Source organism: Micromonospora sp. NRRL B-16802 (genome assembly GCF_001279555.1).
Classification (GTDB): Bacteria; Actinomycetota; Actinomycetes; order Mycobacteriales; family Micromonosporaceae; genus Micromonospora; species Micromonospora profundi.
In genome coordinates this window covers 325,594-350,069 of sequence record NZ_LGEB01000001.1, presented here as the reverse complement: position 1 = coordinate 350,069, position 24,476 = coordinate 325,594, and the positions used below count along the sequence as shown (strand labels likewise).

Annotated in this window: 28 protein-coding genes and 1 tRNA gene; 13 read left to right on the top strand and 16 right to left on the bottom strand. The window is 71.3% G+C overall.

The annotated features are described in order from the left end of the window. Nucleotides 1-193: 193 nt before the first annotated feature. On the top strand, nucleotides 194-2,857 hold the full coding sequence (locus ADK66_RS01660) for a hypothetical protein (RefSeq protein WP_053651879.1): 2,664 nt from the start codon (nucleotides 194-196) through the stop codon (nucleotides 2,855-2,857). 120 nt (nucleotides 2,858-2,977) lie between these two features. Beyond that, nucleotides 2,978-4,810, top strand: a complete 1,833-nt coding sequence (locus ADK66_RS01655) for an NHL domain-containing thioredoxin family protein (protein ID WP_053651877.1) — start codon at nucleotides 2,978-2,980, stop codon at nucleotides 4,808-4,810. A 69-nt stretch (nucleotides 4,811-4,879) separates the two neighbouring features. Here ADK66_RS01655 and ADK66_RS01650 read toward each other — a convergent pair whose 3' ends face one another. The 3 genes from ADK66_RS01650 to ADK66_RS01640 are packed head-to-tail and all read right to left on the bottom strand — an operon-like array spanning nucleotide 4,880 to nucleotide 7,207. Continuing rightward, on the bottom strand, nucleotides 4,880-5,629 hold the full coding sequence (locus ADK66_RS01650) for a LamB/YcsF family protein (protein WP_053651874.1): 750 nt from the start codon (nucleotides 5,627-5,629) through the stop codon (nucleotides 4,880-4,882). Further along, nucleotides 5,613-6,476, bottom strand: a complete 864-nt coding sequence (locus tag ADK66_RS01645; RefSeq protein ID WP_082377119.1) for a biotin-dependent carboxyltransferase family protein — start codon at nucleotides 6,474-6,476, stop codon at nucleotides 5,613-5,615. Before ADK66_RS01645 ends, ADK66_RS01650 begins: the two co-directional genes overlap by 17 nt. Further along, on the bottom strand, nucleotides 6,473-7,207 hold the full coding sequence (locus ADK66_RS01640) for an allophanate hydrolase subunit 1 (RefSeq protein ID WP_053651870.1): 735 nt from the start codon (nucleotides 7,205-7,207) through the stop codon (nucleotides 6,473-6,475). The genes ADK66_RS01645 and ADK66_RS01640 overlap by 4 nt, the downstream gene beginning before the upstream one ends. A gap of 108 nt (nucleotides 7,208-7,315) precedes the next feature. Between ADK66_RS01640 and ADK66_RS01635 the strand changes: the two genes are divergently transcribed. Beyond that, nucleotides 7,316-7,993 (top strand): hemolysin III family protein, encoded by a 678-nt coding sequence (locus ADK66_RS01635; RefSeq protein WP_053651868.1) that lies wholly within the window; start codon nucleotides 7,316-7,318, stop codon nucleotides 7,991-7,993. Nucleotides 7,994-8,198: 205 nt separating this feature from the next. Here ADK66_RS01635 and ADK66_RS01630 read toward each other — a convergent pair whose 3' ends face one another. Next, entirely contained in the window at nucleotides 8,199-8,486 is a 288-nt protein-coding gene (locus ADK66_RS01630) for a DUF6458 family protein (RefSeq protein ID WP_053651866.1), read from the bottom strand. Between the two features lie 113 nt (nucleotides 8,487-8,599). On the opposite strand from ADK66_RS01630, the gene ADK66_RS01625 reads away from it, so the two are divergent. Further along, a complete protein-coding gene (locus tag ADK66_RS01625) occupies nucleotides 8,600-9,139 on the top strand; it encodes a histidine phosphatase family protein (protein ID WP_053651864.1) in 540 nt (179 codons plus the stop codon). 43 nt (nucleotides 9,140-9,182) lie between these two features. Here ADK66_RS01625 and ADK66_RS01620 read toward each other — a convergent pair whose 3' ends face one another. The 4 genes from ADK66_RS01620 to ADK66_RS01605 all read right to left on the bottom strand — a co-directional run bounded on the left by ADK66_RS01620 (nucleotide 9,183) and on the right by ADK66_RS01605 (nucleotide 13,558). Continuing rightward, nucleotides 9,183-9,452 (bottom strand): DUF6458 family protein, encoded by a 270-nt coding sequence (locus tag ADK66_RS01620; protein ID WP_007454197.1) that lies wholly within the window; start codon nucleotides 9,450-9,452, stop codon nucleotides 9,183-9,185. Nucleotides 9,453-9,704: 252 nt separating this feature from the next. Next, nucleotides 9,705-11,561 (bottom strand): acyl-CoA dehydrogenase, encoded by a 1,857-nt coding sequence (locus ADK66_RS01615; protein ID WP_053651863.1) that lies wholly within the window; start codon nucleotides 11,559-11,561, stop codon nucleotides 9,705-9,707. A 129-nt stretch (nucleotides 11,562-11,690) separates the two neighbouring features. Next, complete coding sequence (locus tag ADK66_RS01610; RefSeq protein WP_053651862.1) at nucleotides 11,691-12,818, bottom strand: PP2C family protein-serine/threonine phosphatase; 1,128 nt, start codon at nucleotides 12,816-12,818, stop codon at nucleotides 11,691-11,693. A gap of 101 nt (nucleotides 12,819-12,919) precedes the next feature. After that, a complete protein-coding gene (locus ADK66_RS01605; RefSeq protein WP_053651861.1) occupies nucleotides 12,920-13,558 on the bottom strand; it encodes a septal ring lytic transglycosylase RlpA family protein in 639 nt (212 codons plus the stop codon). Nucleotides 13,559-13,744: 186 nt separating this feature from the next. On the opposite strand from ADK66_RS01605, the gene ADK66_RS01600 reads away from it, so the two are divergent. Genes ADK66_RS01600 through ADK66_RS01590 form a run of 3 tightly spaced genes read left to right on the top strand, consistent with a single transcriptional unit; the run spans nucleotide 13,745 to nucleotide 15,891 of the window. Next, complete coding sequence (locus tag ADK66_RS01600) at nucleotides 13,745-14,296, top strand: phosphoribosyltransferase family protein (protein ID WP_053651859.1); 552 nt, start codon at nucleotides 13,745-13,747, stop codon at nucleotides 14,294-14,296. Nucleotides 14,297-14,329: 33 nt separating this feature from the next. Beyond that, complete coding sequence (locus ADK66_RS01595) at nucleotides 14,330-15,403, top strand: questin oxidase family protein (protein WP_053651857.1); 1,074 nt, start codon at nucleotides 14,330-14,332, stop codon at nucleotides 15,401-15,403. 56 nt (nucleotides 15,404-15,459) lie between these two features. Continuing rightward, nucleotides 15,460-15,891, top strand: coding sequence for an ASCH domain-containing protein (locus ADK66_RS01590; protein WP_053651854.1), 432 nt, complete (start codon nucleotides 15,460-15,462; stop codon nucleotides 15,889-15,891). A gap of 7 nt (nucleotides 15,892-15,898) precedes the next feature. Here the strand turns inward: ADK66_RS01590 and ADK66_RS01585 are convergent, their stop codons facing one another. Next, nucleotides 15,899-16,777 (bottom strand): LLM class flavin-dependent oxidoreductase, encoded by an 879-nt coding sequence (locus ADK66_RS01585; protein WP_053651853.1) that lies wholly within the window; start codon nucleotides 16,775-16,777, stop codon nucleotides 15,899-15,901. Nucleotides 16,778-16,830: 53 nt separating this feature from the next. Then, the gene (locus ADK66_RS01580; protein ID WP_053651851.1) at nucleotides 16,831-17,256 is read right to left on the bottom strand and encodes a nucleoside deaminase; all 426 of its coding nucleotides are present in this window, start codon (nucleotides 17,254-17,256) and stop codon (nucleotides 16,831-16,833) included. A gap of 189 nt (nucleotides 17,257-17,445) precedes the next feature. Here ADK66_RS01580 and ADK66_RS01575 point away from each other — a divergent pair, with 189 nt between their 5' ends. Then, on the top strand, nucleotides 17,446-17,850 hold the full coding sequence (locus tag ADK66_RS01575) for a hypothetical protein (protein WP_157552133.1): 405 nt from the start codon (nucleotides 17,446-17,448) through the stop codon (nucleotides 17,848-17,850). A gap of 111 nt (nucleotides 17,851-17,961) precedes the next feature. Beyond that, nucleotides 17,962-18,663, top strand: coding sequence for a dihydrofolate reductase family protein (locus ADK66_RS01570; RefSeq protein ID WP_053651847.1), 702 nt, complete (start codon nucleotides 17,962-17,964; stop codon nucleotides 18,661-18,663). A 55-nt stretch (nucleotides 18,664-18,718) separates the two neighbouring features. Here the strand turns inward: ADK66_RS01570 and ADK66_RS01565 are convergent, their stop codons facing one another. Together ADK66_RS01565 and ADK66_RS01560 are read right to left on the bottom strand one after the other, a co-directional pair. Next, a complete protein-coding gene (locus tag ADK66_RS01565) occupies nucleotides 18,719-19,084 on the bottom strand; it encodes a glyoxalase/bleomycin resistance/extradiol dioxygenase family protein (RefSeq protein WP_053651845.1) in 366 nt (121 codons plus the stop codon). A 95-nt stretch (nucleotides 19,085-19,179) separates the two neighbouring features. Further along, nucleotides 19,180-20,502, bottom strand: coding sequence for a PQQ-binding-like beta-propeller repeat protein (locus tag ADK66_RS01560; RefSeq protein WP_053651842.1), 1,323 nt, complete (start codon nucleotides 20,500-20,502; stop codon nucleotides 19,180-19,182). Nucleotides 20,503-20,530: 28 nt separating this feature from the next. On the opposite strand from ADK66_RS01560, the gene ADK66_RS01555 reads away from it, so the two are divergent. Continuing rightward, nucleotides 20,531-20,812 carry a contact-dependent growth inhibition system immunity protein gene (locus tag ADK66_RS01555; RefSeq protein ID WP_053651840.1) on the top strand — a complete coding sequence of 94 codons (282 nt, stop codon included), beginning with the start codon at nucleotides 20,531-20,533 and terminating at the stop codon, nucleotides 20,810-20,812. A gap of 152 nt (nucleotides 20,813-20,964) precedes the next feature. Here the strand turns inward: ADK66_RS01555 and ADK66_RS01550 are convergent, their stop codons facing one another. Together ADK66_RS01550 and ADK66_RS01545 are read right to left on the bottom strand one after the other, a co-directional pair. Further along, nucleotides 20,965-21,375, bottom strand: a complete 411-nt coding sequence (locus tag ADK66_RS01550) for a hypothetical protein (protein WP_053651838.1) — start codon at nucleotides 21,373-21,375, stop codon at nucleotides 20,965-20,967. Then, the gene (locus ADK66_RS01545) at nucleotides 21,362-21,556 is read right to left on the bottom strand and encodes a helix-turn-helix transcriptional regulator (protein WP_053651836.1); all 195 of its coding nucleotides are present in this window, start codon (nucleotides 21,554-21,556) and stop codon (nucleotides 21,362-21,364) included. The genes ADK66_RS01550 and ADK66_RS01545 overlap by 14 nt, the downstream gene beginning before the upstream one ends. 9 nt (nucleotides 21,557-21,565) lie before the next feature. On the opposite strand from ADK66_RS01545, the gene ADK66_RS32105 reads away from it, so the two are divergent. Then, entirely contained in the window at nucleotides 21,566-21,856 is a 291-nt protein-coding gene (locus ADK66_RS32105; RefSeq protein ID WP_231639866.1) for a hypothetical protein, read from the top strand. 16 nt (nucleotides 21,857-21,872) lie between these two features. Here ADK66_RS32105 and ADK66_RS01540 read toward each other — a convergent pair. Continuing rightward, nucleotides 21,873-21,946, bottom strand: a tRNA-Gly gene (locus tag ADK66_RS01540). 202 nt (nucleotides 21,947-22,148) lie between these two features. On the opposite strand from ADK66_RS01540, the gene ADK66_RS01535 reads away from it, so the two are divergent. Beyond that, complete coding sequence (locus ADK66_RS01535; RefSeq protein WP_053651834.1) at nucleotides 22,149-23,132, top strand: zinc metalloprotease; 984 nt, start codon at nucleotides 22,149-22,151, stop codon at nucleotides 23,130-23,132. Nucleotides 23,133-23,199: 67 nt separating this feature from the next. On the opposite strand, the gene ADK66_RS01530 is transcribed toward ADK66_RS01535, so the two are convergent. Next, nucleotides 23,200-23,757 carry a pyridoxamine 5'-phosphate oxidase family protein gene (locus tag ADK66_RS01530; RefSeq protein WP_053651832.1) on the bottom strand — a complete coding sequence of 186 codons (558 nt, stop codon included), beginning with the start codon at nucleotides 23,755-23,757 and terminating at the stop codon, nucleotides 23,200-23,202. A gap of 77 nt (nucleotides 23,758-23,834) precedes the next feature. Here ADK66_RS01530 and dcd point away from each other — a divergent pair, with 77 nt between their 5' ends. Continuing rightward, nucleotides 23,835-24,413, top strand: coding sequence for a dCTP deaminase (dcd, locus tag ADK66_RS01525; protein ID WP_053651830.1), 579 nt, complete (start codon nucleotides 23,835-23,837; stop codon nucleotides 24,411-24,413). Nucleotides 24,414-24,476 lie beyond the last annotated feature (63 nt).

Below are 24,476 nucleotides of genomic sequence, written 5' to 3'. Positions count from 1 at the left end.
CGACGCCGGTCCGATAGAAGCTGCTCGACACCGACCGGCAACGCGGAGTGACGACAGGTGCTCCTTGGACACCTCGTGCGGGCACCGGATACCGTGCGGGGAGCCGGCACGGCGGTACGCCGGTGACGCCGGCTGCCATGCCGAGGAGACCGATCGGTGCCGGCGGCCGACATGTGATGGAGGAGGCGCACCCATGACGTCCGAGGGCCCGCACCGCCCCGGCCAGGAGCCGGACGAGGTGTCACAGGGCGCCGGACCGGCGCCGTACGGCGACCGCCCGGCGCAGCCGGACAACGGCTACAACGCCGCCGGCCCCGATCTGGGCTGGGCGCCGCCGCCACCAGCGCGGCCCAACCCGCCCGCACCCGCGTGGGCGACCCAGTCCCCCGAGCAGCAGGCGAACCCCGCCTGGGGTGCCGCCGCCGCTCCACAGTCCAGCGACCCCCCACAGCCCGCCTGGGCCACCGGCGGTGGCGCCCCCGAGCAGGGGCAGCCCGCCCAGTGGACGGCTCCGCAGCAGGGCTGGACACCACCCGAGCAGGCCGCACCCGCGAGCGCGCCCGAGCAGCCCGAGTGGGCGCCGGCCCAGCCTGCCGCGCGAGGTGCCGCGCAGGTGCCGGCCACGACCGCCTGGCCAGCCCAGGAAGACCCGGCCCGCTCCGGCGGCTGGAGCACCGAGACCCCGCCGGACGACGCGTCCGGTTCCGGCGGCTGGGGCGGTGCCGCGCAGGCCAGCCCGCCCGCCGGCGACTGGCGCGGCGCCCAGCCCGGGCAGCCCGCCGGTTGGTCCGGAAGCAGCGCGCAGCAGGACGACCAGTCCGGTTCCGGCGGCTGGGCCGTGGGTGCCGCCGCAAGCCGGGACGACCAGCCGGTGTGGACGCCGGCCGAGCAGGCGCCCCAGACCTGGGGTCAGCCCACCGAGCAGGCCGAGCAGCCGGCCCCCGCCTGGGGGCAGGCCGAGCCGGCAGGCGCCCGTGGTGCGGCCCAACCGCCGACGACCAACTGGCCCGGTCAGGACGACCCGGCCCGCTCCGGCGGATGGGCGGCACAGCAGCAACAACAGGCGCAGCCGGGTGGATGGGGCGACGGCACCGACGTACGCCAGGACGAGCCGGCACAGCCGGCGGCCTGGGGTGGCGCCGAAGGTCGTCAGCAACAGCCCGACTGGGTGCTCTCGGCCCAGGGTCAGCCGGCCGAGCGGCAGGAACCGGCGGGTTGGCAACAGGCGGAGCAGGCCAGCCCTCCGGCCGCCCGAGCCAGCGCCAGCGTGCCCGGCAACGACGCGACGCCTGGCTGGGCCGCCGCCGACCCGGGCAATGCCGCGCAGGGTGGTGCCGCTGTCCCGCAGGTCCAGCCGTGGGCGCCTGGTGAGGTGTGGGGTCGCGCCGAGGCGGAAGCCTCCGCGCAGTCCCGCGGTGGCCGGGGCGACGACGCGCCGGTCTACCAGCCCGCCCCGGCGCCGGGGATCTCACCGGCCAACGCGGTCCCCCTGCCGCCGCAGGAGCAGCGCGTGCCAGGTGCGAGCCTGGCTGCCGCCCCGCCGGCCGACTACGCGCCCCCGGCCCAGTACCCGCCGATCCCCGAGCAGCCGGCGTACGCCGAGCGCGACACCCCGGACGCCGCCGCGCAGTACGACGCGGAGCCGGCCGGGTGGGGTCGCGCCGAGGATGCTCCCGCCGCTGGTGCCATGGTTCCCGCTCCGCGTACCTCTCCCGAGGCCGGAGCGGGTCGTGCCGCCGTACCGGTGTCGGACGCCGGATCGGCGGGCGGCGCAGCGGCCCGTGCCACGGCGAGCGCCTCGGTGCCCCTGGCGAGTCGGGTGATGCCACCGGCGGACCAGGCCATGCGACCGGCCAGCACGTCCGCGCCACAGCCCCGGGTGTACGGCCGCCCGGCCCAGGCCGATCCGGAGAACGAGCCGGACCAGTCGGCGCCGGAGGCGTTCCAGGCCGACCCGGGCTCCGAGCGCCCGAGCACGCCCGACTGGCGCAACGACTCCGACCGGCCGAGCACCCCGGACTGGCAGAACGGCCCGGAGCGTCAGTCCCCACCGGACTGGCAGAACGGCGCGGAGCGATCGGGTTTCCCCGGATGGGGCGGCGAGCCGCCGTCCGAGCAGCGCTTCGACGACCGGGACCGCTCGTCGGCGCCCGGCGGTTTCGGCGAGTCTCCTTCGGCCGCCGCCGCGCCACCGGCCTTCCCGCCGGGGGTTCCGTCCTTCGTCGACGCTCCCGGCACCAACCGGCCGGTGAACGGGGTCAAGCCGCAGTCCGGCACCGAGCGCCCGGGTGACCGCTTCGGTGGTCCGGGGGCTGCCACCGGCAGCGCCGCGGTCAACGGCGCCTCCGGCTTCGGCGGGCAGGGTTTTGGCGGTGGGCCGACCACCGAGCCTGCGCCGGGTGCGCAGTTCCCTGCCTTCCCGGCACCGCCGCAGCAGTCCGCGCCCGCCTGGGGCCAGGCGGACGGCGGATCGGACCAGGGTCGGTTCGACGCGTTCAAGCCGGACGCCGACGAGCCCAAAGCGGAGCCGCCGACGCCGAAGGTCCGCAACGGGCGGGTGCTCGCTGCGGTGCTGGTCGCGGCGGTGCTCATCCTGGCGGTGCCGCTCGGCCTGCTGATGCTGCTGGGCAAGTTCGGCGGCAACGACAACTCGCCTGCCTTCGACCCGGCGGTCGGCACCTGCGTGAAGCAGGCCGGCCAGGCCGCGTCGGCGGTGGACTGCGGCGAGGCGGACGCCTTCACGATCGTGTCCAAGGTGGACACGAAGGACAAGTGCGCCGACCCGGCCCAGCCCCACGTGGTGCTGCCCGGTGACGGCGCCAACCGAGTGCTCTGCCTCAAGCCGGCCACGAAGTAGACCGACGGACGGCGGGGTCACGGGCAACCGTGGCCCCGCCGCCGTCGTTCGTCCCCGGCTGGTTGCCCCGAATCGCCCCCGCTGGCCTGCGGGGTGCCGGTGGTCAGGCACCATGAAGACATGAGCGCACGAGTACGGGCCCCCGAACTGCGCGGTCGGGGCTGGCTGAACACCGGTGGACGCGATCTCAAGCTCGCCGACCTGCGCGGCAAGATCGTCCTTGCTGATTTCTGGACGTTCTGCTGCATCAACTGCCTGCACGTGCTCGACGAGCTGCGGCCGCTGGAGGAGAAGTACGGCGACGTACTCGTGGTGATCGGCGTGCACTCGCCGAAGTTCGAGCACGAGAAGGACGCCGACGCCCTGGCCGCCGCCGTGGAGCGGTACGGGGTGCATCACCCCGTCCTCGACGACCCCGAGCTGGACATGTGGCAGCAGTACGCCGCACGGGCCTGGCCGACGCTGTCGGTGATCGACCCCGAGGGTTACGTGGTGGCCACCATGGCCGGCGAGGGGCACGCCGAAGGGTTGGCCCGCCTCATCGACGAACTGATCGCCACCCACGAGGCCAAGGGCACCCTGCACCGGGGCGACGGCCCGTACGTCCCGCCGCCGGCGCCGGAGACGACGCTGCGCTTCCCGGGCAAGGCGGTGCTGCTGGACGGCGGCAACCTGCTGGTCTCCGACTCGGCGCGGCACTCCCTGGTCGAGTTGGCCCCGGACGGCGAGACACTGGTCCGCCGGGTCGGCTCGGGCGACAGGGGCAGGGCCGACGGGCCGGCCGACGCGGCGACCTTCTCCGAGCCGCAGGGGCTCTGCCTCCTGCCCCGGCACGTCGCCGAGGTGGCCGGCTACGACCTGGTGGTGGCTGACACGGTCAACCACCTGCTGCGCGGCGTACGGCTGGCGTCCGGTGAGGTGGTCACCGTGGCCGGCAGCGGCCGGCAGTGGCGGGCCTCGGTCGACGACCACGCGCACGACGCGCTCGCCGTGGATCTGTCCTCCCCGTGGGACCTGGCCTGGTACGACGACAAGTTGATCATTGCAATGGCCGGCATCCACCAGCTCTGGTGGTTCGACCCGATCAAGCGGACCGCCGGCATGTACGCGGGCACCACAGTCGAGGCGCTGCGCGACGGCCCGCTGACCGAGGCGTGGATGGCGCAGCCGTCAGGGCTCTCCGTGTCGGCCGACGGTGCCCGCTTGTGGATCGCCGACAGCGAGACCAGCGCGGTCCGGTACGTCGAGAACGGGGTGCTGGGCACCGCCGTCGGGCAGGGCCTGTTCGACTTCGGCCACGTGGACGGGCCGGCGGAGTCGGCGTTGCTCCAGCACCCGCTCGGGGTGTGCGCGCTGCCGGACGGCTCGGTGCTGATCGCCGACACGTACAACGGTGCCGTGCGCCGCTTCGACCCGGCCACGTCCCAGGTGTCAACGGTCGCCGACGGGCTGGCCGAGCCGAGCGACCTCGTGCTCACCCCGGCCGGTGAGGTGCTTGTGGTGGAGTCCGCCGGGCACCGGCTGACCCGGTTGGCCCCGGGTGCGCTGTCGGCGGCCGGCGCGAGCACCGTCGACGGGCCCCGGCACCGCACCGAACGCAAGCCGACCGATGTCGCGGCAGGAGCTGTCACCCTCGACATCGTCTTCACTCCCGCGCCGGGGCAGAAGCTCGACGAGACGTACGGGCCGTCGACCCGGCTGGTGGTCTCCGCGTCCCCGCCGGAGCTGCTGCTGGACGGTGGCGGCACGGGCACGGAACTGTCCCGCCGACTGGTGCTCAACGGCGAGGTCACCGCCGGGGTGTTGCAGGTGACCGCGCAGGCGGCGACGTGCGACGCGGACGTCGAGCACGCGGCCTGCCACCTGACCCGGCAGGACTGGGGCGTACCGGTCCGGGTGGTCGACGGTGCCGCTTCCCGGCTTCCGCTGGTGCTGCGCGGCCTGGACGCCTAGCTGCTCGACGGCTAGCTGTTAGGAAGGGCCCCTTGTTATGCAAAATCCGATAACAAGGTGCCCTTCCTTTCACGCGAACGGGGCGAGCGGGATTCCCGCGTCGATCAGGGCGGCCCGGACGAGTTCGGTGGCGGAGACCGCGCCCGGCGTGTCGCCGTGTACGCAGATCGACTCCATCGCGCAGGGGATGACTGTGCCGTCGACAGCCACGACGGTCCGTTCGGTGGCCATCCGTACGACCCGGGCGGCCACCTCCTCCGGATCGTTGATCACCGCGCCGGGGGTGCCGCGAGGCACCAGCGACCCGTTGGGCAGGTAGCCGCGGTCGGCGAACGCCTCGGCTACCACCGGCAGACCCGCGCCGACAGCGAGCTGGGCGAGCACCGAGCCGGGCATGCAGAGGACGGGCAGTTCGGGGTCGTAGCCGCAGATCGCGGCGACCACGGCCGCGGCCTGGGATTCGTCGGTGGCCGCCGCGTGGTACAGCGCGCCGTGTGGCTTGAGGTAGCGGACGCGGGTGCGGAAGATCCGGCAGAACGCGTCGAGCGCCCCCAACTGATAGGTCACCTCGTCGCGCAGTTCGGCGAAGTCGTACGCGATGCGCCGCCGGCCGAAGCCGGCCAGGTCCCGGTAGCCGACCTGCGCGCCCACTGCCACGCCGTGCCGTGCCGCGACCTCGCAGACCCGCCGCATGGTGGACGGATCGCCGCCGTGGAAGCCGCAGGCGACGTTGGCGGAGGTCACGAGGCCCAGTAGGGCGTCGTCGTCGCCGAGCCGCCAGATGCCGAATCCTTCGCCCAGGTCAGCGTTGAGGTCCATGGAATCTGACGGTAGTACCTGGCCGTGCCTGCGCGAGCGGGGTCACGTCGGTGACCACCCCGATGACCGGGTATCCGCCGGTGGTCGGATGGTCGGCGAGGAAGATCAGGGGTTGGCCGTCGGCCGGCACCTGCACCGCGCCGAGCACGATGCCCTCGCTTGGCAACTCGCCGGTGACCGCGCGGGGCAGCGGCGCGCCGGCGAGTCGCGCGCCGACCCGGTTGCTGACCGGGCTCACGGTGTACGCGGTGCCGAGCAGCCGGTCGAGCGCGGCGGGGGTGAACCAGTCGTCGCGTGGGCCGAGGCGCACGGTAAGGGTCAGGTCTGGTGCGGGTGCCGGGCCGACGGTCACGTCCACGGGTGCGGGTTCCCCGAGCGGCACACCGACGGGCAGCCGGTCGCCGTCGCGCAGCGGGGCGGGACCGAGTCCGGAGAGGGTGTCGGTGGCCCGGCTGCCCAGCACCGCTGGCACGTCGATCCCGCCCGCCACGGCCAGCCAACTCCGTACGCCCCGACGGGCCGGCCCGATCGTCAGCACCGTTCCCGCCGGCAGGGCGAGAGGGCGTCCGGTGTCTCCGGGGCGCTCTCCGGCGCGGACGGCAACCTCGGCGCCGGTGATAGCCACGGTGGTGGCCCGGGTCAGTCGGACCGTGCAGCCGGTCAGGGTGATCTCCAGGCCGGCGGCTTCCTCGGGGTTGCCGACCAGCCGGTTGGCGAGCCGCAGGGCGGTCGGGTCGAGAGCACCGGAGCGAGGTACGCCGAGGTGCGCCCAGCCCGGCCGACCCAGGTCCTGCACGGTGGTGAGTGCGCCGGCCCGGAGCACCTCGATCTCGGTGATGTGGGTCATGCCGCCGCCAGCCGGACCGAGGTGCCGGGGCTGAGCCGGGCCGGCGGGTCGTCGTGCACGTCGAAGAGGGTCAGGTCGGTCCGGCCGACGAGCAGCCAACCGCCGGGGGACGCGCTTGGGTAGATACCGGCGTACGGGCCGGCGAGAGCCACGGAGCCGGCCGGAACCCGGGGACGGGGGGTGGACAGCCGGGGCAGCGCCAGTTCGGCGGGGAGCCCGGTCAGGTAGGGAAACCCGGGAGCGAAGCCGCAGAAGGCCACCCGGAACCGGGTGCCGGTCAGGCGGCGCAGCACTGTCGGCACGTCGACCGACCACTGTTCGGCGACGACGGCCAGGTCCGGCCCGTCGAACTCGACCGGAACGACAACCTCGGCACCACCGGACGGGTCGCCGTCGGGCCGGTCTCCGCCGGGCTGGTCGCCGCTGGGCCGATCCGTGGCGGTGCTGGCCGTGGCGGTGCTGGCCGTGGCGGCGACCGTTGCCGCCCACCTGGCCAGCAGGGCGGCCGTGGCTGCGGGGTCGCGCAGGCCGTCGAGCAGGAGGGTGCTGGCCGCCGGCACGATCTCGACGGCATCCAGGTCGCCCTGCTCGCGGCGACGCCACAACTCGGCCCGCCATGCCTCCACGAGAGTTGCTTCCCCGAGGGCTGCGGCGGGGACAGGGGCGGGCGGGAGGGCCGGGGCGGTGCAATCGAGCAGCAGGGCGTGTTCCCCGACGGGTCGGATCCGCATCGGCCCATCCTCGCCGACGCCCTGCCGGGGAGGAATTCATCGGGACGGTGCCTGGCGTCACCGAGCGTTACTACTTGCAGGTAACCTACGGTGGCGTAACCTGATCTGGTGACCACCTCCGCCCCGCTTCGCCTGAAGCCGGTCGACATCGGCAAACCCCGGATGCGCGGCTGGCTGCACACGTACGCCTTCTTCGTCGCCGTTGCCAGCGGCATCGTGCTCTGCTCGATCGCCGCCACCCGACCAGGGTGGGCGCCGCTGGTGAGCTGCGTCATCTACAGCCTGACGGTCTGCGGCCTCTTCGGCACCAGCGCGCTCTACCACCGTCGCGTGTGGTCGGAGCGCGGCTACCAGCTGATGCGCCGGATGGACCACTCGATGATCTTCGTGTTCATCGCGGGGACGTACACGCCGCTCTGCGTCATGCTGCTCGAACCGCGACAGGCGACCGTGATGCTGTCCCTGGTCTGGGGTGGCGCGCTGGCCGGCGTGGCGGTCAAGATGGCCTGGCCGCACGCACCGCGCTGGGTCTCCGCGCCGCTCTACCTGGCGCTCGGCTGGGTGGCGGTGGCCATGCTTCCCGAGATCCTGCGCGGCGGCGGCGTCACCGCGCTGGTGCTGCTGATCGTCGGCGGCGTCATGTACAGCGTCGGCGCGGTCTTCTACGCGCTGCGCCGCCCCAACCCGTGGCCCAGCGTCTTCGGCCACCACGAGTTCTTCCACGCCTGCACGCTGCTCGCGGCGCTGTGCCACCACATCGCGATCTACTTCGCGCTGTTCGCCTGACCCACGAGCGGGCCGGCGCGAGGCGCAGCTCGGTCACGGTCGACTCGGGTCCCTTGAAATCGGGGTATCCGACGCGGTGGGACACCGCGATTTGCAGGAAGGCGAGTCGATCACCTGCATCGGCGCCTGATCTGCGGACTTAGGGCGCACACACGCGAGCCGGGGCCCCGCGACGCTGCGGGACCCCGGAGTTCGCGGGCGAGGATCAGACCGGGCGACCCGGCCGGCGCACCTCGCGGTACTCCTCGACGACCCGGTCGTCCTGCACCGGCACCACCCGGTCGGCCACCACGCGGTCCTGGCGGACGGGTGCGGCGACCACCGTGCGGCGGCGGCTGTTCCAGAAGTAGAGGGTGACGAGCAGGCCGGCGACACCGGCCAGCATGAGCACCCAGCCGACCACGGCCAGGTCCAGCCAGCCCAGATCGGCCTCCACGGCGAATGCGAAGATCGCGCCCAATGCGATCAGGAAAATGCTGCCACCAATGCCCATGTCTCGCTCCTCGGCTCTAACCTGGCGTACGGCCCGTCGCGGCCGTTGGTAGGGGTCGCGGCATCCATCGACTTACCCCGGCGGGGAGATCGCCAATCGGGCAAGCTGGTGGCATGACGGACAGCCGAGTCGAGACGCGGACACTTGTGCTGCTCCGGCACGCGAAGGCCGAGGCGGGCGCCGAGGGCACGGACGACAACGACCGTCCACTCAGCGCACGCGGGGAGGCCGACGCGGCGGCGGCCGGCGCCTGGCTGGCCCGGCACGATCTGCTGCCCGACGTGGTGATCTGTTCGACCACCCGGCGTACCCGGCAGACCTGGCACGGGGTCGCGATGGGGATGACCGGTGCGCCGCCGGAGGGCGGGCCGACCGGCCCTCGGCCGACAGTCCGTTATGAGCCCGGCGCGTACGACGCCCACCCCGAGGAGCTGTTGGCGCTGGTCCGCACCGCAGATCCGTCGGCCCGAAGCGTGCTGCTGGTCGCCCACAACCCGGGTGTCTCGTTGTTGTCGGCGTTCCTCGACCCGGACGGGGCGGCCGACGAGGGCCTGCGGACAGCCGAGCTGGTGGTGCACCGCAGCACGCTCGCCTGGCCGGAGTTGGCGCGCGCCGGAGCACCGATCGTCGAACGGCACACCGCACGCGACTGAACCACCCGCCGAATGTCGACGGGTGGTTCAGGGCGTACTCGGGTCAGGAAGGTGGCGCGGTCGGCGGCGGCGGGTCGGGCGGCGGCGGCATCATCGCCGTCGGATGAGACAGCCGGTTCTCCTCCACGATGAGGGTCCGGGCCCGCTTGCGCCGGTCCTGCCAGAACCACAGCGTGGTGAGCAGCACGGCAAGCCCGGCCAGGATGAACACCCAGCCGACTGCGCGTAGGTCGATCCACCAGACATTGGCTCTGATCGCGAAAGTCATGATCGCGCCGAGCGCGATGAGAAATATGCCGCTTCCTACACCCATGTGCGCTGCACTCCCCCGTGCGGTGGCTCTGGGCGTTCCCTTTCCTGGTCACGCGCCGGTTACCCGCCAGGGGGCCGGCCTACCCGGCGCGGCTCGATCAATCGACGTACCCCGGCGGCCGGCACGGCCGGTCCGACATTCGCCGCGGCCGTGCGTCCGGGGACGACAACGGCCGGCAGGGCACTTGCCCCGCCGGCCGTTGTCGGTTCCGGGTGGTGCGGCCCGGAAACCGTCAAGCGTGCCGTGGCACGGTCAGAAGGCCTCCTCCGGGAGGTCCATGATGTCGAGGTCGGTGCCCTCGATGATCCGCCGGTCGGCGCCGATGCGCGGCAGCACCTCGCGGGCGAAGAACCGAGCGGCGGCCACCTTGCCGGTGTAGAACGCCTTGTCGCTGGCGGAGACGTCTCCGGCCAGCGCCTTGAGCGCGACGTCGGCCTGCTTCTGGAGCAGCCAGCCGACCACCAGGTCGCCGATCGCCAGCAGGAACCGCCGGCTGCTCAGCCCGACCTTGTAGAGCGCGCGGGTTTCGCCGCCCTGCGCCTCGCCCAGCCAGCCGGTCATGACGCCGAGGATGTTCTGGACCTCGCCGAGCGCCTTGCCGAGCGCCTGCCGCTCCTCCTTGAGCTGGCCGTTGCCCGCCTCGGAGGAGATGAACTCCTGGATCTCGCTGGCGACCGCCATGAGCGCCTTGCCGTTGTCCCGCACGATCTTGCGGAAGATCAGGTCGAGGCTCTGGATGGCGGTGGTGCCCTCGTACAGGGTGTCGATCTTGGCGTCCCGGACGTACTGCTCCAGGGGGTAGTCCTGGAGGAAGCCGGAACCACCGAAGGTCTGCAGGGCCTCGTGCCCGAGCAGCTCGTACGCCCGCTCCGAGCCGACGCCCTTGACAAGCGGCAGCAGCAGGTCGTTAACCCGCTTGGCCAGCTTGGTGGCCTTCTCGTCGCCGGCCGCCTCGGCGATGGCGACCTTGTCCTGCCAGGTGGCGGTGTAGAGAACAAGAGCGCGAAGACCCTCGGCGTACGACTTCTGCAGCAGCAGCGAGCGCCGGACGTCCGGGTGGTGGGTGATGGTGACCCGGGGAGCGGTCTTGTCGGTCTGCTGGACCAGGTCGGCGCCCTGCACCCGGTTCTTCGCGTACTCCAGGGCGTTGAGGTAGCCGGTGGAGAGGGTGGCGATGGCCTTGGTGCCGACGAGCATCCGGGCGTACTCGATGATCATGAACATCTGCCGGATGCCGTCGTGCTTGTCGCCAAGCAGCCAGCCCTTGGCCGGTACGCCATGCTCGCCGAAGGTCAGCTCGCAGGTGTTGGAGACCTTCAGGCCCATCTTGTGCTCGACGTTCGTGGCGTAGACGCCGTTGCGCTCGCCCAACTCGCCGGTGGTCTCGTCGAAGTGGAACTTCGGCACCACGAAGAGCGACAGACCCTTGGTGCCGGGGCCGCCGTGGCCCTCCACGCCCACCGGGCGGGCGAGCACGTAGTGCACGATGTTGTCGCTCAGGTCGTGCTCACCCGAGGTGATGAAGCGCTTGACGCCCTCGATGTGCCACGAGCCGTCGGGCTGCTGGATGGCGCGGGCGCGGCCGGCGCCGACGTCCGAGCCGGCGTCCGGCTCGGTGAGCACCATCGTGGAGCCCCACTGCTTGTCGATGAAGAGCTTGGCCCACCGCTTCTGCTGCTCGGTGCCCTCGACCTCCAGGACGTGCGCGAAAGACGGGCCGGAGGCGTACATCCAGATGGGGGCGTTCGAGCCGAGCACCAGCTCGGCGAGGGCCCACCAGAGGGCGCGCGGCGCGGTGGTGCCGCCCAGGTGCGGCGGCAGGTCCAGGCGCCAGAACTCGGAGTCCATGAATGCCTGGTAGGACCTCTTGAACGACGCCGGCAGCGGCGCGGTGTGCGTGGCCGGGTCGAACACCGGCGGGTTGCGGTCGCTGTCCGTGTAGCTGGCGGCCAGGTCCTCGCGGGCGAGCCGGTCGAGCTCCGCGAGGAAGGTGCGGGCGGTGTCGGCGTCGAGCTCCGAGTACGGCGCCTGGCCGAACGCCTGGTCCGCCCCGAAGACCTCGAAGAGGTTGAACTCAAGGTCCCGCAGGTTGCTCTTGTAGTGGGTCATGCTCACTGGCCCCGCTTCCGGACAGGTGTTACCGATCAGTAACTCACACTGTATTACTCGCGGGTAGGCAGCGACAAGCCGATCTCCGAAGTGACAGCGATTACACACTTTGCTGTGGCAACGGCCGGCTCAGCTCTCGGCGGCGCCGACCTCCCAGCTCGGCACGGCCGACGCCACACCTGTGGGCGTGCCCGCGTACTCCATGAGCACCAGAGCGATGTCGTCGTCCAGCCGGCCATGCACCCACTCGACGAGGGCCGTCTCCAGCGAGGCGAGCCCGTCCGCGACCGTGCCGTGGCCGAGCAGCCGCCACGCCCGGTCGGCGGTGGGGAAGAATTCGCCGTCCCGCCGGGCCTCACCGAGGCCGTCGGTGAACAGCAACAGCCGATCACCGGGCTCCAGGCGCTCCACGCGAGGGCGGACCACAGGCATGAACCCGAGTGGAGGTGCCGGTGCCGGCGGCTCCAGCGGGATCACCGCGCCCCTGCGCAACAACAGCGGCGGCGGGTGGCCGCAGTTGACGATGGTGAGCGTGCCACCCCGCTCCTCCACCAGAGCGGCGGTCACGAAGTCCTCGTCGCCGACGTTGCGGGCCACCGCCCGGTCCAGGTCGGCGACGACGGCGCGCAGGTCGGCCCGCTCGTACGCCACGTGCCGGTAGGAGCCGAGGACGATGCTTGCCAGCCGGACCGCGTCGAGCCCCTTGCCGCGTACGTCGCCGATGATCATGCGTACGCCGTAGGGCGTGTCGATCGCCTCGTACAGGTCGCCGCCGATCTCGGCCGTGGCGGTGGAGGAGATGTAGCGGCCGGCGACCGACAGCGTGCCCACCTGCGGGCCGAGCGGACGCAGCACCGCCTGCTGGGCCACCGAGGCGAGCTTGGTCAACTCGCCGATCTGCTCAGCCTGCCGCTGCCGTACAGACGCCACCGCCACCGCCAGCCCGGTCGCGAGCGCCACCCCGACAACGTTGACCGAGGTGACCAGCAACATCTTCGGATCGACGAGGGCGAAGCCCACCCCGGTCAGCGTCGCCACGGCGCCGACGCCGAGCACCACCCGCCAGGACGCCAGAGCGGCAGCCAGCAGCGGAACCGTCATCAGGATGGCGATGTAGTGCGCCCGCCGACCGTCGGCCAACTCCACAGCCGAGACGATCACGAGCAGAGTAAGGGCCGCGCCGAGGCCGGCGCGGGATCCGGGGCTCAGCGGGCGGTGGCCCGACTGGAGGAGTCGTGTGCGTACGAGGGACAGCATGCCTGATCCACGTGAGCCCGTGTATGAACCTGGCCCGTCGTCTGAGGAGGTTCTGTCCGGCCGGCGCAGGTGTCCGACCGGATCGGCCTCGTCAACTCCACTCAGCCGAGCACCTCGTACCGCACCGTGAACGCGCCGACGTCCAGCGAGGCGATGGTGGCGAAGGCCGCGCGGGACAGGTCGAGGCAACGGCCGTCGATGAACGGGCCACGGTCGTTGATCCGCACCACCACCGACTTGCCGCTGCTCGGGTTGGTCACGCGGACCTTCGTGTTGAACGGCAGCGTCTTGTGCGCCGCCGTCAGCTCGCTCGGGTTGAACGACTCGCCGTTGGCCGTGAGCTGCCCGTCGGAGTAGAAGGACGCGCCGCACGAACCGCTCTGCAGCACCTTGGCGGCCGGTGTGGTCTTCTTCGCGGTCGCGCTCGGCTTCGGCGTACTCGTGCGGGCCTTGGCCCGGGAGGCGGCCTGCGGCGAGCGGCTCGCCGACGGACTCGCGGACGCGCTCGGGGAGGCGCTGGCGCTCGCGCTCGGGGAGGCGCTCGGGGAACTGGTGGCCGGGCTGCTGGGGACGGTGGTCGGCGTGAGGTCGAGAGCCACCTGCTCCGATCCCGTGGAGCCGGAGGTCAGCTGGACGGCACCGAAGGTGCCGCCGACGGCGACAGCGACGCCGACCGCCGCGGTGGCCACGATGCCCGCGGGGGAGGAGAACATGCGGGTACGGGAGTGCCTACCAGCCACGGCCCGGTCCTTTCGTCGACTGAACAAACCGGGTCGGACCGTAACGAGAGAAGCACTTCCGAAGTCAACGTGATCATAGTGCTATGCCCGTATTTGCACGGGTACGTGTAGCCGATCATCCGAGCCCGCATGGGTCGACCAGCCCAGGTGCCGACCCTACGAACGCGCGTACCGCAGGATGGACCGATGCCCGGTGAGCTGACCGAACGCCTCGTCGACAGGTTCCGGTGGATCGACCCGGGGCCGGCCACCAGCCACCTCGTCAGCGACATCTCCGGTTGGTGGCGTGACCCGGCGGTGCTCGCCGAACTCGGTCCGGCCCTGGTCGCGCCGTACCGGGCCGCCCGGCCGACAGTGGTGCTCGCCCCGGCGGTCACCGGACTGCTTCTCGGCCCGCTGGCCGCCACCGCCCTCGGGGTCGGGTTCGTGGCCGCACACAAGGCCGACGACGGGCGCCTACCGCCCGGGCCGCTCACCTGGGCGAAGAGTCCGCCGGACTACCGGGGCCGGCAGGTCGACCTGGCCGTCCGCGACCGGCACCTCGGCCCCGGTGACCGGGTCCTGGTTGTGGACGACTGGGTACGCACCGGCGCGCAACTCCACGCCCTCTACGACATCTGCGCGGCGCGCGGCGCCGAGGTGCTGGGCACGGCCGTGGCCGTCGTCGACTGCCCGCCCGAGGTCGCGGCCGAACTACGGATCACCGGCCTGTTGGCCGGCAACGACCTGCCGGCTTGACCTCAACCGCACTTCATCTTCGACGATCGACCGATGGGCGACGGGATCCTCGACGAAGCGTACGAACGGCTGCACCGCACCGGCCCCGAATACGAGGGCTGGCTCTCCAACCACGGACCGATGGCCGTCGAGGCGCTGGCCCGGCACGGGTACCCGCAACACGTGCACCGCTGGCTCGACGACTACCTCACCCGCCTCGACGAGCTGCCCCGAGGGCTACGTCCCATCGACGACTGGCGGGCGGCGCTCGGCGACCCGAAGCGAGCCGGTGACTGGCTGGCGTACTTCGACCGGCAACTGCGCGAACACCCGTGGCGGGACGTCCTCGGCACCTGGTGGCCCCGGCTGCTGCCCGGCATCGCCGCCGGCGCCACCCACGGCGTGATCCGCGTCGGGCACGCCGTCCGCGCCCTCGACACGAACGACGCGAACCCCCGGCGGCTCACCGAACTCGGCCAGGCCCTCGGCTACTGGGCGGCCCGCTGGCAGCCCGTCCCCGGCACCGACCGCCTGCTCGACCGGGCCACGCCGGACCGGGCCGGCACCGTCGACGCGCGAGGACCGGACACCGCCGACCTCGACGTGGCCGCCGCGCTGGCCGGGCTGCCCCGGATCGACGATCAGACCGGGGGCATCCGGGGACGGCTCGGGCAGCTTCCGGGCGTACCCCACTGGGAGGCGGCAGTCGCGGCACTGCGCCCCGCACGGACCCCGGCCGAGGCGGAGCGGGGCCTCACCACGCTGGTGCACCGCGCCGGCTTGGACTACCTGCGCTTCGGGCACGCCGCGCCGGTCATGCTGGTGCACGCGGTCACGGCACCGACCGCGGTACTGCGTACCCTGCCCGCCCTCGACCGGGCGCTCTGGGCGCCGAGCCTCGCCGCCGCCTGGGCCGCGACGGCGGCAGTGACCTCGGTGTACGCGCCGACCGACGGGATCACGCCGCCGACCTCGACCGCCGCAACCCCGGCGGAGGTCTTCGCCCGCGCGGCCCGCAACGGCGACGCCCACGTGGTCAAGCTGGCCGATGCGGTGCTGGACGCGTACGCGGCCACCGGCGACGAACGGCTGCTCGCCGCCGCCGGCTACGCGGGGCATCTGATCTGACCGTGGCCCGGCGAATTGCGACGACGACGGCACAGCACTCGCCTAGCCTCGGCAGGATGTGGCCTCGGATCGGTGAACTGCGCGCCCTCGCCCTCGGCACCCCCGGCGAACTGCGGACGACCCTGAACACCCTCGTGCTCGCCGGCGTGAAGACCGCCACGGCCGGCCGGCTGGCCGAGTACGCCGACGAGGGCGAGGAGTTGGAGCACGTCGGCGAACGGCTGGCCCTGGTCGACGACAACGACATGCTTGTCGGCGTCGTGGAGATCACCGGCGTCGAGGTGGTCCGCTTCGCCGACGTACCGTGGGATTTTGCCCGTGCCGAAGGCGAGGGTGACCGCTCGATCGAGGAGTGGCGAGCCGGGCACGCGACCTACTGGGCGCGGCTCGGCACCCCCGTGGACGACGACACCCCGATCGTCTGCCTACGCCTGCGACTGGTGTCCGGCGGCGAGGGCGGCGTGGCCAGTGGCGACCTCAGCACCTGACGGCGGCTCAACCGCGTAGCTGAGGCAGCAGCCGGGTCGCCACGTCCACAAGGACGGCCTCGTCGCCGGCGTACCAGCTGCTCTCGCGCGGCCAGTGCGTCACCACGTCGGTGAAGCCCAACCCGGCGGCCCGGCCGACCTGGTCGGCGAAGAACTGCGCGCTGCTCAGGGAGAACACGGGGGCCGCGTCCATCGAGAGATAGCGGTCCAGGGTCGCGGGGTCGCGGCCGGCCTCGTCCAACGTCCGGTCCATCCGCGCGGACAGCGCCGACACGGTGCCCCACCAACCCTCCACGTCGTCGGCGTCGGTGCCGGTGGTCACCCAACCCTGACCGAACCGGGCCACCAGCCGCATCGACCGCGGCCCGTTCGCGGCGACCACGAACGGCACCCGAGGCTGCTGCACGCAGCCGGGGTTGTTGCGGGCGTCCACCGCCGAGAACCAGTCCCCACGCCAGGTGGTGCCGTCCTCCCGCAGGATCAGGTCGAGCAGTTCGGTGAACTCGGCGAACCTGTCGACCCGCTGCCGCGGCGGCAACGTCTCGCCGCCCAGCACCGCCGAGTCGAAGCCGATGCCGCCCGCGCCCAGGCCAAGCAGCAGCCGGCCGTCCGCGATGTCGTCCGCCGTGGTGATCTGCCGTGCGAACGCGGCCGGGTGCCGGAAGTTCGGCGACGCGACGAGCGTGCCAAGCCGGATCTGGGAGGTCACCGTGGCGGCGGCCGTCAGCGTGGCCATCGAGTCGAACCACGGGCCGTCCACCAGATCACGCCAACCCAGGTGGTCGTACGTCCAGGCGTGGTCGAAGCCCCACTCGTCGGCCTGCCGCCAGCGGCGCTGCGCCTCGGACCAGCGCTGGTCGGGCAGGATCACGATGCCAATTCGCATGATCGCCAGCCTAGTTCGCCTCCCCGGTGCCGCGGCGGTCGACGAGCGTCCGGTCAGTAGTGGTCCTCGATCGGCCGCCGGGCCTCGGCGAACAGGGCCGGGCCGTCGTACCGGACCGGCGCCGGAGCCGGCGTGGGCGGCTTGACGCTCTCGAACTGCTCGGCGGACAGGGCGAACACGACCCGGCCCAGGCCGGACCGGTCGATGGCGGTGGCGCACATCGGGCACGGCTGGCAACTTGTGTACATGGTGGTGCCGGCGGCTACATCCGCATCGAGTTCCCGAGCCGCCCAGCGGGCCAGCTTCAGCTCCGGGTGGGCGGTGATGTCGGCCTCGGACACCACAGTGTTGTGGTCCTCGACCAGGACGTCACCGTCCGGGCCGACAAGCAGCGAACCGAACGGTCGTTCGCCGGCCGCGCCGGCCCGGTTGGCGATGTCGATCGCTCGCCGGAGGAACCTCTCGTCGTCGGGCGTCATCGGTCCTCCATGGATCGTTGCTCGGTAATGGTGTGGCGCACTGCCGCGACGTACGCCAACGCTATCGAGGCCGAGCCCGCACTGTGCACGGGACATCGCTGGTGATGATTGACTCGTCGGCAGCCACCGAGCAGATGAGGCCGTAAGGCTCAGTGCGAGCACGAGCTTCTGGGACCTACCCTCCGGGGCATGTCCGTCGATCCTCTCGCCGCCCGCGCGCCCTTGGGGCGGCGCGCACGCACCTGTGTCGCGGCGGTGATCGTGCTGGCGGCGGTCGTGCCGGCACTTCTCGTCCGCGCGCTGATCGAGGTCCGGTACGGCGACGGTCCGGTGGCCGATTTCAGTTTCCTCGTGGTACCGGCGGTGTTGACTGCCTGGCTCGCCCCGTACGCCTCCTACCGGCGACGTGACGCCCTTCTCTGGCTGATCGGGCCCGGTGCGTGGATCTTCGCGGTGATCGCCTGGCGGGTGGCGTACGCCCCGTACCGCGACTGGCGGCCCCGCCCGGAGGAGGTGCCCCGGATGCACTGGCTGAAGGGTCCGGAGCACGCCGGCCTGTGGTACGCGACGAAGGCTGAGAGCACCTCGGCATAGGATCCTGTGGTCCACATCACATCGGCGCGCTGTCGGGTGATGCCTGTTGGCTCCGACCCTTCGCCGAGCAGGTGCCCGCACGGGTGTCTCCGATGAAGGGATCGATGCGAGATGACAAAGGTGACCGCACAACTGTCGGTGTCGCTGGACGGCTTCTATGCCGGCCCCCGCTTCGACGGCGACGGTGACTGGATGGAGTCGGCCGAGAGCGCCGCCTTCTTCCGCGTCACCCGGTGGGCGACAGAGGCGTCGGCGTGGCGCGAACGACAGGGCTTCGCCGGCGGCGAGCAGGACGTCAACTCCGAGGTGATCGCCGAGTCGTTCGGGGCCGCCGGGGCGTACGTGATGGGCCGTCGGATGGCCGACGGGGGTGAGATCCCCTGGGGTGACGAGCCCCCGTTCCGCGCGCCGGTCTTCGTCGTCACCCACCGCCCGCGCCAGACCTTGCTGCGCGCGGGCGGCACCAGCTTCACCTACGTCACCGATGGAGTCGCCAGCGCCGTCGAGCAGGCGCGCGCCGCAGCCGGCGGCAAGGACGTCGCCGTTGCCGGCGGCGGCAGCCTCGTACGGCAGGTACTCAAGGCCGGCCTGCTCGACGAGTTGGAGCTGCACGTCGTACCCGTCGTGGTCGGCACCGGCCTGCGGCTGTTCGACGCGGACCTCGACCTCGCCGACAAGGAGGCGATCGAACTGACGCCGACCCGCGTCATCCCCACGCCGCAGGTCACCCACATCCGGTACGCGGTGCGCGGCCGGGCCCCGCTCGTACTCGACGATCGGGGACGCGGCGGCGGCCCGACGGTGACGCAGTGACCCGCCGTGACGCGGTGACCCGTCGGTGATGCGGTGACCGTCGGCGATCGGGCTTCTAGAGGCGGGACAGCACGAGCATGCGATTGCCGTCGGGGTCCGTGACCCGGGCGGACCGCTCACCCCACGGCTGGTCGACGGGCGCCTCGGTGACGGTCGCGCCGCCGGTACGCAGTGCCTCCACGGCCGAGTCGCAGTCGTCGGCGTACACGCACAACTCCCAACGGCGCGAGAGCGCGGGATCACCGGCGTGCGGGTCGGCGGCCAGGCCCAACTCGCTGCTGCCCAACCGGAGGGCCACGAACTCCGGCTCGCCGTCCTCGGGAAAACGATAGGTCAGCTCGAAGCCGACCACATCCCGGTAGAACGCGATCAGTCGTGGCAGGTCTGTCGTCGTCACGATGGGGAACGCCTCGGTGAACACGCGCGACCACCTCCTGACCGGACACTAACCGGTACGAGCGGGGTCGCAGGCCGCCCGACGGCCGGGTCATGGCCGCCGCTGAATTTCGTTGGAGGCTAGAGGATCGGGTGCACATTCCCTTGGATCTCGAGCAACCCGTCGTCGACGAAGCAGATCCTGCCGGGGAACGGGTCGGACAGCCTTCCGTCCGGGGAGAATGCCCAGCACGTGTCGGTCTTCGCTCCGGTGAAGTCGCGGGTCGCACCCGAGAGTCCTATCCAGCCGGAGGACACGTCGACGTTGCCGACACGGATCGTGACAGCCTCGGGGATCTTGACGGTCCGACCGGTTCCGGGATTCCACAGGGCGGCTCCGGAGTCGACATCGAGCAGTGCCCAAACGTCGGGTGTCCGTTGCTCCCCGCTGACCAGCTGCACCTTGCGGGTGCCAGGGGGAGGTGCGATGCGGCTGCTCCGCCCCGTCGTGACGTCGATCCCGACGACCTCGGCACGATCGGTGGGAGTGAAAACCGTCGAGCCGCTGCCGTCGACGTGCCAGGGCTGCTCCACCGACGTCGACCAGAGGGGCCGACCGTCGGCCGGCGAGCGTCCGGCGAGCTTCTTGCCGTCCGCTTGCAGCAGCACCTCACCCACGATCCGGGCCGCCACCGAGCAGTCGACGTCGGCGATGGTGGTGCGCCCCTCTACCAGGTCGATCAACTCGACGTTCCCTTTGCGCTTCTCATCCCTGACGAGAAGCACGTGCGACTGCTCACGTGCTGGTGAGAAGCGGTCGACGGGGCCGAGGTCGCACTCCATAACGGCCCGGCCGCTCTGCCGCCAGAGCGTCGCTCCAGTGGCGAGGTCGAGAGCCGTCGCCTCGGCTCCGTCCCTGGCAGCGACGACCAGAACCTTCCCGTCGTGCGCGATGCCACGACCCGCCACCGTTGACCGCCAGATCTCACGACCTGTGGCCGGGTCGACGCCGATCGAGCCGTCTTTCGTGCCGATGACGACCAGGCGGTCGTCGACGAGCAGCGGTGTCGCATCAGGTCCTTCATGCGCCCAGGCAACCGCCCCGGTCTCGGCGTGTCGGGCGGTGCCACCAATGATGATCAGGTCACCCGTCCTGGCTGACTCGCCATTCGGTCTCTGCGCGTCAGCGGGCATCTTCCACCGCGGCGGCGACTGCGGGAAGCCGGTGACGGCCACGACGGCGCCGGCGACGATGACGACGGCCGCCCCCGTGCTCAACGCGATCCTTGAGGCGGTGCCACGTGCCACCAGTGCGACGGTCCAGACGACACCGACCACCACGGCGGCGACACCGATTCCGTACGCGAGGTGACCCCATCTCCAAGCGATCGTCGCCATGATCAGGCCTGCGCCCGCAAGCACGACGAGGCTGGCGCCAGCGGTGTAGTGGCGAGGACGGTTCACATCATCAGCGTATGCGAATGGATCAGGGGTGCCGATCGACGGATCCTGGCGGCGACGTCGAGTTGCTTCCGTCGAGGACCTGGGCATCATGCTCGGGCAAGAGATCGGCGTGCCGGCTCTGCTGCCTCTCGCGGTAAAAGTCCTGCTCCGCGACCCTGTGGCCGAGGGCGACCACTACCCGGGCGGCGACCTGCTCTCCAGTGTTTCTGTGGCCCACTGCGGTCCCGACGGCCACTGGCGGTACGTCATCGACAACCCGTTTGGCACTGCCGAGCCGGCGATTAACCACGGTGAGCGACAGGACGCGTAAGTCCTGCCCCTGGTGCCAGCGGTGCCGCTGACCGCAGCCGCCGCGTGCTCGTGGCCCGACATGGTGGGTACCCCAACGATATGGGAATTGTCGATGAACGGCGGGCCGCTGTGGAGGCCGAGGCGGGGTTTCGAGGGCGCTCCCGGGCTCGTTCAGCGGCGGATACGCTGAACGACAAGGGCCAGCACGTATGCCAATCCGGCGATCGCACCGAGTGCCGCGTAGGGCATCCCGTCCTGTCCCCGCGCGATCTCAACAACGAACCCGATCAACACCGCGCATGTCAACGTCACACCGGAAAATACGGTCGCGTCTTTGTCGATCTGGTTGATGCGTTCGTCTCGGCGCTCAAGCAGGCCCGTGACCGTCTCGCTCTTGCGGCTCAAGACGAGGAGCGCCACCGCGAGGGCCAGCATGATACCGAAGCCCTGGAGGCCGAACCTGCGGTCACCGCCAATCCACCCCGCCACGAAATAGGTCAGACCACACAGGACCGCGAAGCCCGGGATTCCCCACCTGCTCCATGACCCCGTCTTACGGATCGTCCTGTCACTGCTCGACATGAAAGACCTCCTCCACAGACGTCTCGAAGAAGCGCGCCAACCCGATCGCGAGCGGAAGGGAAGGCAGGTACTTCCCTGTCTCGATGGAGTTGATCGTTTGCCGCGATACTCCCATCGCCGTCGCAAGCTCGCCCTGCGACAGGCCACGACGCGTCCGCAGCGCCCGTACCGTGTTGCGCATGTGTCAAGGATGCTTGTCAGGCTTGCCGCTGTCAAGCAAGCTTTACAAGCAGGGGACGCTGAGCGCGACTTCCAGACACGGCCCAAGGGCCCGCCTCCGTTACGCCACCGCCGGGAGGCCGACAAGGGCATCGCCGACGCGATCGACAAGGCGGTCAAGGCTGCCCGGCGCAAGGCGAACAAGCGCAAGGTCAAGTGTGTTGCCGAGGGCTACGGACCGGCCGCCGAGGCGAGCCAATGGCCCATCCCTGTTTCAGCAAGACCTAGAACCACGGAAACCCTGGTGGGACGTCTGTCCTGACCAGGGCTTCTGTGTGTGGAGCGGGTGACGGGAATCGAACCCGCACTGTCAGCTTGGGAAGCTGATGTTCTGCCATTGAACTACACCCGCGAGCGGCACCACTGTACCCGAGTCGCCCAGCCGGTGCACCCAGGCACCCCCGAGCGCCGGCCGGCGACCCCGCCCTGCAAGAAGTTTCCTCACGGCAACATATAGCCGTTCTCAAATGCATCGATGGGTTGTAACGTCAGCCACACGTTCTCAGCCCTGGCGTGACACACCCCCTGCCGCGCCGCCAGAAAGAGGTGGGCCCATGGGACCCCGTCCCAACCTGCTGACCCGGCGTGCCGCCGGTGTCGCATCGACAACCCTCGCGCTGCTGCTCAGCACCGCTGCGGTGGGTGTCGTTCCGGCCGCTTCGGCCTTCTCGGCGGCGCCCGACGGCGCCTGCGTGGAGCAGGCCGACAGCCACGCCGACGCCCGGATGAAGCCCGGTGGCGCAGCCAAGCACGACCCGAACGAGTTGACCGTCAACCAGGTCCGCGAGCGGGAAGCCGACATGGCTGCGGCGCTGCGGGAGCGCGCCAACTATCGGACAGGTGCTGGCGCTACGGCGCTGGCCACCGTCACCATCCCGGTGGTGGTGCACGTGATCCAGGAGAACACCACCCGCGCGGGCGGCAACATCCCGGACTCGATGATCACCTCGCAGATCAATGTCCTCAACCAGGCGTACGCCGGTGCGACGGGCGGCGCGGTCACCGCGTTCGCCTTCCGGCTCGACAGGATCAACCGGGTGACGAACCCGTCGTGGTACCCGATCGTGCAGGGCTCGTCGGCGGAGCGGTCGATGAAGTCCTCGCTGCGGACCGGCGGCAAGAACACGCTCAACATCTACCTCGGCGAGTTGAGCAACAACCTGCTGGGCTGGGCGACCTTCCCGCAGCGCAACCTGAGCAGCATGGACGGCGTGGTCGTGCTGAGCGAGTCGCTGCCGGGCGGCACCTCGACCAACTACAACCAGGGCGACACCGGCACCCACGAGGTGGGGCACTGGCTGAACCTCTACCACACCTTCCAGGGCGGCTGCGGCGGCTCGGGTGACAGCGTCAGCGACACCCCGGCCGAGGCTTCGCCGGCCTACCAGTGCCCGACCGGGCGGAACACCTGCTCGGCGACCGGGCTGGACCCGATCACCAACTTCATGGACTACACCTACGACTCGTGCATGTACCAGTTCACCCCGGGCCAGGCCAGCCGCATGCTGACCGCCTGGAACGCGTACCGCGCGGCGTAGCTGTCCCGCGTACACCTGGTGCCGGCTCCGCCACGACGGAGCCGGCACCAGCGTTTCTGGGCCGTGGTCAGGCGGCGGCCGTCGTGCACTTGACGTCGCGGCTGAGGCGGGTCGGGCGAGCCTGGGGTACGCCGAGCGGCGCGGCCGCCGGGGCTCGCGGGTCGAGCCAGACCCGAACGGCCGGACGGCTCGGCGGGAGACCAGGAATGCCGGTGATCTGGTGCTCACGGCGGGTCAGCATCGCCACGTCGACGGTGAACTCGAAGAGCCGCCAGTCGACCTGCGGCTCGGCTCGGGCGGTCTGCGCCAGCCGGGCCACCCGGGCCGGGTCGGTAACCGGCGAGGCGTGCCCCGCCACGTACGCCTCGTCGTCGCTCTCCTCCGGTGGGAACGAGTGCAGGGCGTAACGGCCGTCGCGTTCGAGATCGCGGCGCTTCGGCGAGTCGATGATGAAGCAGAACAGGCCCTCGTCGGTGATGACCGGGGACACCGGATGGACGCGGGGACCGCCGTCGGCGCGGACCGTGGCCAGATAGCCGAAGCCCGGCCCGTACTGCTGCAGGAGAACGCGGATCCCGTCGGCGAGGCGGGGCTCGTCGGCGGCAAAATCGGACCAGGAAGCCATGAGGGCATTCTATCGAACAAATGTACGAGAGGCGACCTCGACACGCTGGTCACCGGCTGCCTCGCTATGGTGGTCCGATGCTGCTCTCCGACCGCGACCTGGTCACCGAGATCAAGGCCGGCACGCTGGGCCTGGAGCCTTTCGAGCCCACTCTGGTTCAACCGTCCAGCATCGACGTAAGACTCGACAGGCTGTTCCGGGTCTTCAACAACCACCTCTACACGCACATCGATCCGGCCATGCAGCAGGACGACCTGACCTCGGTGGTCGAGGTGCCCGACGGCGAGCCGTTCGTGCTGCACCCGGGCGAGTTCGTACTTGCCTCGACGCTTGAGGTGATCTCCCTCGGCGAGCAGCTCGCCGGCCGTCTGGAGGGCAAGTCCAGCCTGGGCCGTCTCGGACTGCTCACCCACTCCACCGCCGGCTTCATCGACCCGGGTTTCTCCGGTCACGTGACGCTGGAGCTGTCAAACGTGGCGAACCTGCCGATCACCCTCTGGCCGGGCATGAAGATCGGGCAGCTGTGCATCTTCCGGCTCTCCTCGCCGGCCGAGCACCCGTACGGCTCGGTGGTCTACGGCTCGCGCTACCAGGGCCAGCGGGGGCCGACGCCGAGCCGCTCCTGGCAGAACTGGCGCGCCTGGCCGACCCGTTGAGCCGCACGCCCGTCCGGTGTTAGTAAGGGGCCCCTTCTCTACACGAGGCGTTAGGAAGGGGCC